10 protein-coding genes and 8 pseudogenes are annotated in these 11,311 nt (G+C 63.5%); 3 read left to right on the plus strand and 15 right to left on the minus strand.

Annotated features, from left to right (window positions below):
- Nucleotides 1-257: 257 nt before the first annotated feature.
- The 3 genes and pseudogenes from NVV79_RS22765 to NVV79_RS22360 all read left to right on the plus strand — a co-directional run.
- Nucleotides 258-395: pseudogene (locus NVV79_RS22765) on the plus strand (hypothetical protein); the annotation flags it as partial.
- Nucleotides 368-508 (plus strand): annotated as a pseudogene (locus NVV79_RS22355) (hypothetical protein); the annotation flags it as partial. The pseudogenes NVV79_RS22765 and NVV79_RS22355, both read left to right, overlap by 28 nt.
- Before the next feature lie 58 nt (nucleotides 509-566).
- A complete protein-coding gene (locus tag NVV79_RS22360) occupies nucleotides 567-716 on the plus strand; it encodes a hypothetical protein (protein ID WP_303994426.1) in 150 nt (49 codons plus the stop codon).
- Nucleotides 717-723: 7 nt separating this feature from the next.
- On the opposite strand, the gene ureG is transcribed toward NVV79_RS22360, so the two are convergent.
- From ureG to NVV79_RS22430, 15 genes and pseudogenes are all read right to left on the minus strand, one after another.
- Nucleotides 724-1,338, minus strand: coding sequence for an urease accessory protein UreG (gene ureG, locus NVV79_RS22365; protein ID WP_303991455.1), 615 nt, complete (start codon nucleotides 1,336-1,338; stop codon nucleotides 724-726).
- A gap of 25 nt (nucleotides 1,339-1,363) precedes the next feature.
- The gene (locus NVV79_RS22370; protein WP_303991456.1) at nucleotides 1,364-2,020 is read right to left on the minus strand and encodes an urease accessory protein UreF; all 657 of its coding nucleotides are present in this window, start codon (nucleotides 2,018-2,020) and stop codon (nucleotides 1,364-1,366) included.
- Nucleotides 2,017-2,481, minus strand: a complete 465-nt coding sequence (locus NVV79_RS22375) for an urease accessory protein UreE (RefSeq protein WP_303994416.1) — start codon at nucleotides 2,479-2,481, stop codon at nucleotides 2,017-2,019. The genes NVV79_RS22370 and NVV79_RS22375 overlap by 4 nt, the downstream gene beginning before the upstream one ends.
- A 22-nt stretch (nucleotides 2,482-2,503) precedes the next feature.
- A pseudogene (gene ureC / locus NVV79_RS22380) lies at nucleotides 2,504-4,214 on the minus strand (urease subunit alpha).
- 27 nt (nucleotides 4,215-4,241) lie between these two features.
- On the minus strand, nucleotides 4,242-4,547 hold the full coding sequence (locus tag NVV79_RS22385) for an urease subunit beta (protein WP_303991458.1): 306 nt from the start codon (nucleotides 4,545-4,547) through the stop codon (nucleotides 4,242-4,244).
- 4 nt (nucleotides 4,548-4,551) lie between these two features.
- Nucleotides 4,552-4,855: pseudogene (locus NVV79_RS22390) on the minus strand (urease subunit gamma).
- Between the two features lie 14 nt (nucleotides 4,856-4,869).
- Nucleotides 4,870-5,028, minus strand: coding sequence for a hypothetical protein (locus NVV79_RS22395; RefSeq protein ID WP_303994418.1), 159 nt, complete (start codon nucleotides 5,026-5,028; stop codon nucleotides 4,870-4,872).
- Between the two features lie 46 nt (nucleotides 5,029-5,074).
- Nucleotides 5,075-5,350 (minus strand): annotated as a pseudogene (locus NVV79_RS22400) (urease accessory protein UreD); the annotation flags it as partial.
- Nucleotides 5,269-5,535 carry an urease accessory protein UreD gene (locus NVV79_RS22405; protein WP_303994423.1) on the minus strand — a complete coding sequence of 89 codons (267 nt, stop codon included), beginning with the start codon at nucleotides 5,533-5,535 and terminating at the stop codon, nucleotides 5,269-5,271. The pseudogene NVV79_RS22400 and the gene NVV79_RS22405, both read right to left, overlap by 82 nt.
- 170 nt (nucleotides 5,536-5,705) lie before the next feature.
- Nucleotides 5,706-6,410 (minus strand): urea ABC transporter ATP-binding subunit UrtE, encoded by a 705-nt coding sequence (gene urtE / locus NVV79_RS22410; RefSeq protein WP_303994420.1) that lies wholly within the window; start codon nucleotides 6,408-6,410, stop codon nucleotides 5,706-5,708.
- Between the two features lie 211 nt (nucleotides 6,411-6,621).
- A complete protein-coding gene (locus NVV79_RS22770) occupies nucleotides 6,622-7,017 on the minus strand; it encodes a hypothetical protein (RefSeq protein WP_369684761.1) in 396 nt (131 codons plus the stop codon).
- Complete coding sequence (locus NVV79_RS22775) at nucleotides 6,980-7,174, minus strand: hypothetical protein (protein WP_369684762.1); 195 nt, start codon at nucleotides 7,172-7,174, stop codon at nucleotides 6,980-6,982. Before NVV79_RS22775 ends, NVV79_RS22770 begins: the two co-directional genes overlap by 38 nt.
- Before the next feature lie 3 nt (nucleotides 7,175-7,177).
- Nucleotides 7,178-8,223: pseudogene (urtC, locus tag NVV79_RS22420) on the minus strand (urea ABC transporter permease subunit UrtC); the annotation flags it as partial.
- Nucleotides 8,224-8,553: 330 nt separating this feature from the next.
- A pseudogene (gene urtB, locus NVV79_RS22425) lies at nucleotides 8,554-10,164 on the minus strand (urea ABC transporter permease subunit UrtB); the annotation flags it as partial.
- A 131-nt stretch (nucleotides 10,165-10,295) separates the two neighbouring features.
- Nucleotides 10,296-11,311, minus strand: a pseudogene (locus tag NVV79_RS22430) (transporter substrate-binding protein); the annotation flags it as partial.

Consider the following 11,311-nt stretch of genomic DNA (forward strand, 5'->3'; position numbering starts at 1 on the left):
TGACTTTTTCAGCAATTTGAATATTTGCTCCCCTGTAAAGGCAAAAATGCGGGGCATATGACGCTCATGGACCGGTGTCATGTCGCCTGCATGAAGGATGTGAGCATGGCCAAGTTTATGAAATTCGCTGCAGTCGTCCTGGCCGTGGCCTACGTGCCGAGTGCTGCCTTTGCCCATACCGACGTTACCAGTGGGGATTCGCCAACCAGGCAACGCCCATCCCCTGGTCGGGGCCGGATCATGTCCTGGCCATGGTGATGGTCGGGTTGCTGGCTTTTTCTTCAGCTTGGCGGCCCTTTGCGCGCTGTGCAGCTGGTGCCGGCAACGTTTATCGCGGTGATGGCGTTGAGCGGCGGGCTGGTGTGGCGTGGCGTCGCGGTCCCGTTTGCCGAACTGGGATCGCGCTCTCGGTCATCGTTCTGGGCGCGGTTGCGGCGCTCAGTATCACGGCTACCAGTTGCTGCAGCGATGGGGCTTTGTTGGACTGTTCGCGGTCTTTCACGGTTACGCCCACGGCGCTGAAATGCCTGCTGTTGCCGATGGCCTGACTATATGGCGGTGGATTCGTGCTCGCCACCACGCTGCTGCACGGCGCCAGGATCGGGCTCGGCTATGGCTTGGGCGTGGCAAGCAAGCGCTATGGCGCCATGATGTCGCGCGCTGCCGGCGGAATGGCGGCCGTGGCCGGGGTGGGCATCCTCACCGGCGTGCTGTGAGCGCGGATCAGTTCAATCCGCCCGCCCGTTCGATAAAGGCGATGATCTGCTCAAGACTTTCGCGCCGCAGCAGATCAGTGAACACATAGGGCCGGCCTTCGCGGATCGCCTGCGTGTCACTCTCCATCACCTCGAGACTAGCCCCGACATAGGGGGCCATGTCGGTATGGGTGATCACCAGCAGGTCGGAGCGGGCTATGGCCGGGCCGCCTTTGCGCGGAATTTTTTCGCCCTGGGCCACCGAGATGACGTAGATCGTCAAATCCGCCAGGTCGGGCGAGAAAGTGGCAGCCAGATTGTCGCCGCCGCTTTCGATCAGGATAATGTCGAGATCGGGAAAACTGCGGTTGAGTTCGGCGATGGCCGCCAGGTTCAGCGAGGCATCCTCCCGGATGGCGGTGTGGGGGCAACCGCCGGTTTCGACGCCGACGATGCGATCCTCGGAAATCGCCTGCGCCCGCGCCAGGATGAGCGCGTCTTCCTTGGTGTAGATGTCGTTGGTGACCACGGCCATGGAATAGCGCTCGCGCATGGCCTTGAGCAGCATCTCGCACAAAGTGGTCTTGCCCGAGCCGACGGGACCGCCAATGCCGATGCGCAGGGGGCCATTGGGTGATTTCATGACAACCTCAAGGTGGAATATTCGCTCATGACCGGAAAATCCGGGTCGGCAGCGTTTCATGCGCCATCTGCGCAATATCGGTAGCGTAGGCCACGGCGCCGATGGCGTCCAAGGCCAGGCTCTGGCACTGCATGGCGGCGACAGAGACAGCCTGTTCCAGCGCCGCCACGATGGCAAGGCCATCGCTTTGACCGATCGGTACCAGTCGCACCGCCACCGACACCTGCCCCTGCACTACCGCAGTCAGGAACGCTGTCAGCACGGCATCCAGCGCAATGTTATGGCTGGCAGCAATGGCGCCTATGGCGATCGAATAGGGACAGGGTCGGGGCAGCGCATCATAGGCCGCTGATGGCCAGGCGTGCGCCGCGGCGACGAAGGCTTCCCCCATGCCAAGCGTTTCGTCATGCCGCTCCCGCGCCGGCGTGAGGGCCAGGCAAAGATCGGCAAGATCGCGCAGGGCGTGGGCATCGCCGGCCGCACGATGGGCGTGGGCCAGCAGGATGGCGTCGGTGCGGATGCCGCCATGGGCAAGATTGCCCGCGATCCAGCCCTGCGCACTGGCTCGATCCTGCACGGCACCCGAAACGATCGCCGTTTCCAGTCCGGCCGACCAGGCGAAAGCACCCACCGGAAAGGCGGGGGACAGCCAGGTCAGCAGCTTTTGCAGATCGTGGTTCATCGCGCCAGCAGGGCATGTCCGGGTTCGGCGTGGCTGTGATAGGCGCCATGCTCGGCATAGAAGGGTTCGCGCACTTCCGATACCTGCGCTCCCAGACCTTCGAGCATGGTGCGAAGCACGTGATCGCGCTTGATCAGCAGGCGCCCGGCTTCGAGCTGTGCCGAGGTATGGCGATTGCCGATATGCCAGGCGAGGCGCACCAGATGGGCGGTGTCGCGGCCGCGCACCTCGTAAAGCAGTTCGGGCGCGGCAATGACGTCCACCAGCCGCCCGTCATCAAGCTGCAGCGCGCCGAGATGGTCGAGGGTGACGGTCTGGGGAAAGTCCACCATGACCTCGCCGCCGCCGAGAGTGGTCAGCAGCTTGCGGCGCAACCGGCGCTGCTCATGGTCCAACACGACACTGTCGAAGGCAGGGCCCTGGCCATGGCCGGCGGGCAGATGAGAGATGGCGCGCAGCACGAGCTTGTCGTTCTCCAATGGGCTAGAACAGGAAATAGCGCTGCGCCATCGGCAGGACCGTCGCGGGTTCGCAGGTCAGCAATTCGCCATCGGCATGGACCTCATAGGTTTCCGGGTCGACCTTGATCTCCGGCGTGGCGGAGTTATGGATCATCGCGGCCTTGCCGATGCCGCCGCGCGTATTGGTGACCGGCACCAATTGCTTGTCGACGCCGAGCCGGTTGCGCAGTCCATCCTCATGAGCAGCCTGCGAAATGAAGGTCACCGAGGAATTGGTGCGCAGCTTGCCGAAAGCCGCAAACATCGGCCGGTAGTGCATGGGCTGGGGCGTGGGGATCGAGGCATTGGGATCCCCCATCGGGGCCGCGGCGATGGAGCCGCCCAGCAACACCATTTCGGGCTTCACACCGAAAAAGGCGGGCTCCACAGCACTAGGTCGGCACGCTTGCCGACTTCCACCGAGCCGATATGGGCGCTCATGCCATGGGCGATAGCCGGGTTGATGGTGTATTTGGCGATGTAGCGCTTCACCCTGGCATTGTCGTTGTCACCGGTTTCGGTGGCGAGGCGCCCGCGCTGCTTTTTCATCTTGTCGGCGGTTTGCCAGGTGCGGATCAGCACCTCGCCGACCCGGCCCATGGCCTGGCTGTCCGATGAGATGATCGAGAGCGCGCCCATGTCGTGCAGGATATCCTCGGCAGCGATGGTTTCCTTGCGGATACGGCTTTCGGCAAAGGCAACGTCCTCGGGAATGGACGGGGACAGGTGGTGGCACACCATCAGCATATCGAGATGTTCGGCGATGGTATTGACCGTATAGGGCCGCGTCGGATTGGTGGAGGACGGGATGACATTGGGCAGCCCGGCGACGCGCAGGATATCGGGCGCGTGGCCGCCCCCTGCCCCCCTCGGTGTGGAAGGCATGGATGGTACGGCCCTTGAAGGCGGCAATGGTGTCTTCGACGAACCCGCTCTCGTTGAGCGTATCGGTGTGGATCATCACCTGCACGTCATAGGCATCGGCCACTGACAGGCAATTGTCGATTGCTGCAGGCGTAGTGCCCCAGTCTTCGTGCAGCTTGAGGCAGGAGGCGCCGGCCAGGATCATTTCTTCCAAGGGAGCGGGAAGTGAGGCATTGCCCTTGCCGGCCAGCGCCAGATTCATCGGGAAGGCGTCGAAGCTCTCGATCATGCGCTGAATATGCCAGGCGCCGGTGCAGGTGGTGGCCAGTGTGCCGTGGGCAGGCCCGGTGCCGCCGCCCAGCATGGTGGTGACGCCGCTCATCAGCGCTTCCTCGATCTGCTGGGGGCAGATGAAATGGATATGGGCGTCCATCGCGCCGGCGGTGAGGATGCGGCCTTCGCCGGCGATGATTTCGGTCGAAGGGCCGATGATAATAGTGACACCTGGTTGGGTATCTGGGTTGCCGGCCTTGCCGATGGCGTGGATGCGGTCGTCCTTGAGGCCGATATCGGCCTTGTAGATGCCGCTGTGATCGACGATCAGCGCATTGGTGATGACGGTATCCACCGCCCCCTCCGCCCGCGTCTGCTGCGACTGCCCCCATGCCGTCGCGAATTACCTTGCCGCCGCCGAATTTCACCTCCTCGCCATAGGTGGTGAAATCCTTCTCCACCTCGATGAACAGGTCCGTATCAGCCAGCCGCACAAGGTCGCCGGTGGTCGGGCCATACATGTCGGCATAGGTAGCGCGGGAAAGGCGGGCAGGCATGACAGGCTCCGTCTGGTGTGGCAGCGGCTAAAGCGCGCCCATGATCTTCTGGTGGAAACCGTAGACGATCCGCGACCCGCCCAGCGGCACCAGCCGGACCTCGCGGCTCTGTCCTGGCTCGAAGCGGATGGCGGTGCCGGCCGGAATATCCAGCCGCATGCCGCGCGCGGCTTCACGGTCGAAGCGCAGCCCCGCATTGGTTTCGTAGAAATGATAGTGCGAGCCCACCTGGATCGGGCGGTCGCCGGTATTGGCGACCTCGATGGTGATCTGCGCGGCGCCCGCATTGAGTTCGATGTCGCCTGGCCGGGTGATGATTTCGCCGGGTATCATGGGGTCACCTGATAGGCTGATGCACGGTCACCAGCTTGGTGCCGTCAGGAAAGGTGGCTTCGACCTGGATATCGGTGATCATTTCGGCGATCCCCTCCATGACCTGATCGCGGGTGATGACATGGGCGCCCGCCTCCATCAGCTCGGCCACTGGCCGGCCGTCGCGCGCGCCTTCCACCACGAAATCGGTGATCAGCGCGATGGCCTCGGGATGATTGAGTTTTGACCCCGCGCTCGAGCCGCCGGCGCGCCACGATGGCGGCCATGGAGATCAGCAGTTTGTCTTTTTCGCGCGGCGTCAGGTTCATGCGGTCTTCCTGATTCAGAGATGCCAGAGGCGCGGCAGACGACCTGCCCCGGCGAGTTCGGTGAGAACGGGAACGATCATGCGCCGCAGGGCGAGCCCCGAGCCTGCCATGGCGCGCACCACCAGGCGTTCGCCCATGGCGCTGGCGGCGATGTGCCCATCGGGTGGCATCAAGGCGCGCACCCTGTCGAGCAGAGTAGTAGCCAGCGGGCCAATATGGAAATATGGTGGCGAAGGCCCGCGCCCCATCCAGCAATGATATGGCGTGGCGCTCGTTTCCTTCGCCATCAAGCAGGGTTGCTTCGGCGTGGATCAGCCGCCCATCGCGGCGGATACGCCAGTTGTCGCGCAGATAGGCGTCGGCGGCCACTTCGCCCATGGCGTCGCGGCCCAGCAATACGGCCTCGACGGCGGTCAGGGTGGCGACCGGCGCCAGATCGATCTCGATCTGGCGGTCAAGCCGGCTGGCACCGAACAGGATGGTCTCCTGCGGCAGCCAGTCGAGATGGCCGTCCGCGCCGACTTCGAGCCGGGTGTGGACCCCGCGCTACCGCGCCCGTGGAGCGGTATATCCGCTCTGCAGGCCTGGGTGGTCAGCACCATGGCGCCGCCGGACGCGGCCCTCGCCTGCCATTGCAGGTGATCGCCGCCCGTCAGGCCGCCGGCGGTGTTGATCAGCACGGCTTCGAGCGCGTGGCTGTGGGTATTGGGCAGGCGGATCTTGGCGCAGCCATCCTGATAGAGCGTGTCGATGACGCTGGCCCGGTCGCGCAGCTTGGTCGCGATGCGGCCTTGTGCCGCGCGCGCGCTGCATGACGGGAGGGACGGCAAAGGCGAGGGCGTTGTTCAGATCAGACCATCAGGTGGCGGCGAACGTCGGGCCGGTCGAGATCGCTGGCGACACCAGCATGCTGAACTTCGCCGCGGTCCATGACATAGATATCGTCAGCGATTTCCCGGCAGAAGTCCAGAAATTGCTCGACCAGCAGGATGGTCATGCCCTTCTCGTCGCGCAGGAATTGCAGCGCCCGGCCGATATCCTTGATGATGGATGGCTGGATGCCCTCGGTGGGTTCATCGAGCACCAGCACAATGGGTCGGGTAACCAGCGCACGTCCAATGGCCAATTGCTGCTGCTGGCCACCCGAGAGGTCGCCCCCGCGCCGGCCCAGCATGGATTTCAGCACGGGGAACAGTTCGAAGATGTAGGCGGGAATGGTCCGGTCGGCGCGTTTGAGCCCGGCATAGCCGGTTTCAAGATTTTCCCGGACCGTGAGCAGCGGAAGATTTCCCGGCCCCTGCGGAACATACCCAAGGCCCATGCGGGCGCGCCCTGTAGGGTTGGCCTTGCCCAGGACTTCGTCACCGAAGGTTATGTCGCCGGCGGTGATAGTGTTGACGCCGGTGATGGCGCGCAGGGTCGAGGATCGGCCGACGCCGTTGCGGCCGAGAACGGCAGTAATGCGGCCGGGCTGGCAGGTGATCGAGATCGATTCGTAAGCCGGGGCTGCGCCGTAATGCAGGTCGATGGCGTCGATGGTTATGGCGGGTATCATCGCCCGAGATACCTTTCGATCACGACGGGATTGGCACTGACCGGGTCGAGGCTGCTCTTCCGCCAGCACCGCGCCCCTCGGCGAGGCAGGTGACGCGGGAGCCGAGGCTCGCGGACGAAGCTCATGTCGTGTCTTCGACGACGACCACCGAGCGGGTCTGAGCGATGTGCTTGAGCAGTTTGGCGGTCTCCGACGGTTTCGGCGTCGGGGGTCATGCCGGCGACGGGCTCATCGACCAGGAGCAGTATAGGGTCCTGCGCCAGCAGGATGCCGATTTCGGAGCACACCGCTTCTGGCCGTGGCTGAGATTGGGGGCGTAGTCGACCTGCGGGCGAGCAGGTGCACGGTTTCGAGGATTTCGGTGATGCGGGCGATGTCCTTGCCGTCGGCAGTGTAGAACAGGGTCGCGAAGATGCCGCGCGGCTTCTTCAGTGCCATTTCGATATAATGTCCCAGACCGTGCGGTTTTCGAACACGGTGGGCCGGAACTGGCGGCCGATGCCCAGATTGGCGATGGCGGCTTCGTCCATTTGGTGAGGTCGGTGCGGCCGTCGAACGGGACCTGGCCGTCATCGGGGCGGGTCTTGCCGGTGATGATGTCCAACATCGTGGTCTTGCCGGCGCCATTGGGGCCGATAATGGCCAGGATTTCGGCGGGGGTGGTCGATGATGGAGAGGTTGTTGATGGCCTGGGGCCCATCGAAGGCGACCGAGACGCCATCGAGATAGAGCATGGTGCCGGGCTTTTCGCGGGCTTCGGTCATGGCTTACTCCGCCGGCTTGGGTTGGGGATCGGCGCCGGCTTCCAGCTGCATGGACGATGGCCCATCGCGAACATAATGCTCGCGCTTCCTGGTGGCAGCGCGATATTGGCCGATGAGGCCGACTATCCCCTTGGGCAGGAAGAGCGTGGTGACGACGAACAGGGCGCCCAGGGCGAAGAGCCGTTTCGGGGAAGGCGCCGGTGAAGTAGGATTTTTCCGACATTCACCAGAACGCCGCCGATGATCGGGTCGATAATGGTGCCGCGACCGCCGATTGCGGTCCAGATAAACACCACTTCGAGGGAATTGGCGGGCTCGAATTCGGACTGGGCTTGATGATGCCGACCTCCAGGTACGGTAGAGCGCCCCCGGCAATGCCGGCGATGATGGCCGAGACCACCAAGGCGAAGAGCTTGACATATTCGACGCGGTAGCCCAGGAAGCGGGTGCGGCTTCTCGGCGTCGCGCACGGCGACCGTTACCTGGCCGAGCTTGGAATTAATTGATGGCAGAAATTAGGCGAGGACGGCTAGGGCCAGCGCGATAGCCGAGGCGGCGAAGAGAACGCGGCGCGCGTGTTGGGGGCGGAGATCGGATTGGCCCAGAATGTCCTTGAAGTCGGTCAGGCCATTATTGCCGCCAAAGCTCATGTCGTTGCGGAAGAAGGCGAGCAGCAGGGCATAGGTCATGGCCTGGGTGATGATGGAGAGATAGACGCCGGTGACGCGACTGCGGAAGGCGAGGAAGCCGAAGATAAAGGCCAGCAGGCCCGGCACGACCAACGACCATCAGCATAAGGCGAACCTGATATTGTCCATGCCATACCAGTACCAAGGCAGTTCCTTCCAGTTCAGGAAGACAATGGAAATTTGGGAGTGGGTTTGACTCGCTGTAGTCGCCGCGCGTGCCGATCCGGCGCATGAGATACGATGCCCGTGGTATAAGCTGCTTTATGGCGAAGAAGGCAGCCGTGGCCGAGCGAGAGAATGCCGCAATAGCCCCGGACCAGATCGAGTTGCGAGGGCGAGCATGGCGTAGGTCAGGTATTTGCTGATGAGCGGGAAAATAAACGGGGAGGAGCTGGGCGGAGGTGGCGTGGCCCGGCCACGAACGGCAGCAAGCAGGTTGAGGCCGGCACGGCCATAGCGATTAAGCAGCAGGATGGCGATAATTTTTGTTTGGTGGCCTTTTGCTCTGAGGGGGCAAGCGGAAGAGGGTTTGCGGTAATCGGGGAAGAAAGTCCCCCTCATCCGCCTCTGGGCACCTTCTCCCACGAGGAGAAGGGGATGGAGCTGAGAGTTTGAGTCAGAGCCCTTCTCCTGTGGGAGAAGGTGGCGCGCAGCGCCGGATGAGGGGGCTTGGCATCGGGAAAGTCTCAGTGCTTCGATCGAGCTTCCCTTGAGCGCGAAGAGGCTGCGGGGACGGGGCGCTGGATGAAGAGGATGATGAGGACGAGAATGATGATCTTGCCCAGAACGGCGCCGGCATAGGGCTCGATGAACTTGTTGGCGATGCCCAGGGTCAGGGCGCCGACTAGGGTGCCCCAGAGATTGCCGACGCCGCCGAAGACCACGACCATGAAGCTGTCGATGATGTAGCCCTGGCCCAGGTTGGGCGAGACATTGCCGATCTGGCTCAGGGCCACGCCGGCCAGGCCGGCAATGCCCGAGCCGAGGCCGAAGGTCACGGCATCGACCAGCGGGGCGTGCGGATGCCCATTGATGAGGCCATGCGGCGGTTTTGCGTGACGGCCCGCATATGCAGGCTGATGGCGGTGTATTTGAGCACCAGCAAAGTAGGCGCAAGGAAGACTCAGCGAAAGCGTGAAGATGATTCTGATGTAGAAGCGGTGTCCAGTGGTGATGGCGAGGCCGCCCAGCTCGAACGAGCCCGACATCCAACTCGGATTGCCCACTTCGCGGATATTGGCGGTGAAGATGCGCTGCACCGCCTGCTGGATGATCAGCGACAGGCCCCAGGTGGCGAGCAGGGTTCCAGCGGCCGGCCATAGAGGAAGCGGATGATGCCGCGCTCGATGGCAACGCCGACAAGGCCGGTGAAGAGGAAAGCCGCAGGCAAAGCGATGGCAAGGGACCAATCGAACAGGCCCGGCGCATTCTGCCGGATGATTTCCTGCACGACGAAAGTGGTGTAGGCGCCCAGCATGACCATTTCGCCATGGGCCATGTTGATGACGCCCATGACGCCGAAGGTGATGGCCAGACCGATGGCGGCGAGCAGCAGGACCGAGCCGAGCGAGACGCCGAACCAGACATTCTGCGCCACGTTCCAGGCGGCGCGGTCGCGGGCGAGGCCGTCGATGGCAGACTCGATGGTCGGCCTGATCTCGTCGGGGGCGCTGGCGAGAGCGGTAGTGAGCGTGTTGAGGGCATCGCGGCCGCCGATGGCCAGGACTACCGGCACGGCGGCGGTCTTGTCCTCCACCGAGGGCCTCGGGCGATTTGAGCATAATGACGGCGCGAGCCTGTTCCATGACCCGCTTAATCCGGACGTCGGTTTCGGCTGATATGGCGCTGTCCAGCAGTTCGAGCTGGGCCGGATCGGCGTCGCGCAGCACGGACTGGGCGGCCGAGGCGCACGCGGGCGTCTTCGCTCAGCAGGGTCATCTGGCCGATGGCGGTGCGGAGCACGCGGCGGCAGGCTGTTGTTGACCTTGACCTTTTCCAGGTCGGCTTCGGTGAGGTCGGACAGGTCGGCGCCGGTGACGGGATCGGAAATGGCGCCCTTGCCGCCAGACGCCGACGTGAAGACCACCTTGCCACCAGTTTCGTCGAAATAGAGTTCGCCCTCGAGCAGGGTTTCGAGCACGGGGACGGCGCGCGGATCGCCTGACGCGACGAGATTGCCGATGGCGGTCTCCCGGTCCTGAAACTGCCGGGGGCCAGGGCATCGACGAGCGTGGTGAGGTCGGCATCGGCGAATTGGGCGTGGGCTGGGATGGCGGTCAGCAATGCGCTTAAAAGCAGCATCGCGCCGATGAGGTGTTCGAGAATTGTCATGCCGGCCCCAGTCACCGCTCGGTGTCATCCCGGAGGCTGTTCCGGGATCCATCTTGAGATCTCGGGATGGATCCCGGCCTTAACCGGAATGACATCGTGGGTTAGGAGACCTCGGTGATGAGGGCGGCGAAGGCCGCCCTCGCCGAGAGCCACTGAACCGCCGCGACCTCGGAGCCGCCGCAGGTCTTGGTTTCGGTGTTGTAGTTGCCGCAGGAGATCGGGGCCGTCCAATCGGCTTCGATCATCTTGGATTCGGGCAGGAAGTCGGACCAGGCGTCGCCGGGGACGAGTTCGGATTCGACACGACTTCGAACTGGCCATCGGCCTGGATTTCGCCGATCAGCACCGGCTTGGTCAGATGGTGGTTGGGGGAAGGTCTTGGCGATGCCGCCGGTCAGGTTCGGGGTCCGGGAGGCCGATGATGGCATCGAGCACGGCGTCGGTATCGGTGGTGCCGGCCTTTTCAACGGCCTGGACCCACAGGTTGAAGCCGATGACGGTGGCTTCCATCGGATCATTGGTCACCTTGTCCGGGTTGCCCATGAAGGTCTGCCAGGCGGAGATGAAGGCCTCGTTTTCCGGGGTGTCGACGGACTGGAAGTACTCCCAGGCGGCCAGGTGCCCCACCAGCGGCGTGGTATCGAAGCCGGCGAGTTCTTCTTCGCCGACCGAGAAGGCCACGACCGGGATATCCTCGGCCATCACGCCCTGGTTGGCGAGTTCCTTGTAGAACGGCACGTTGGCGTCGCCATTGATGGTCGAGACCACGGCGGTCTTCTTGCCGGTCGAACCGAAGGTCTTGATGTCGGAAACGATGGTCTGCCAGTCGGAATGACCGAAGGGCGTGTAGTTGATCATGATGTCTTCGGCGGCCACACCATGGTCGAGGAGGTATTGCTCAAGATCTTGTTGGTGGTCTGCGGATAGACATAGTCGGTGCCGGCGAGAACCCAGCGCTCGACGCCTTCGTTTTCCATCAGGTAGTCGACGGCCGGAATGGCCTGCTGGTTGGGGGCGGCGCCGGTGTAGAACACGTTGCGCTGGCTCCTCGCCCTCGTATTGCACGGGTCGCTCGGTGACCGCAGGACTTAAGCTGGCAAGTGCGGCTTCGGTAGTT

The sequence above is a fragment of the Devosia ginsengisoli genome (assembly GCF_024707105.1).
Classification (GTDB): Bacteria; Pseudomonadota; Alphaproteobacteria; order Rhizobiales; family Devosiaceae; genus Devosia; species Devosia ginsengisoli_A.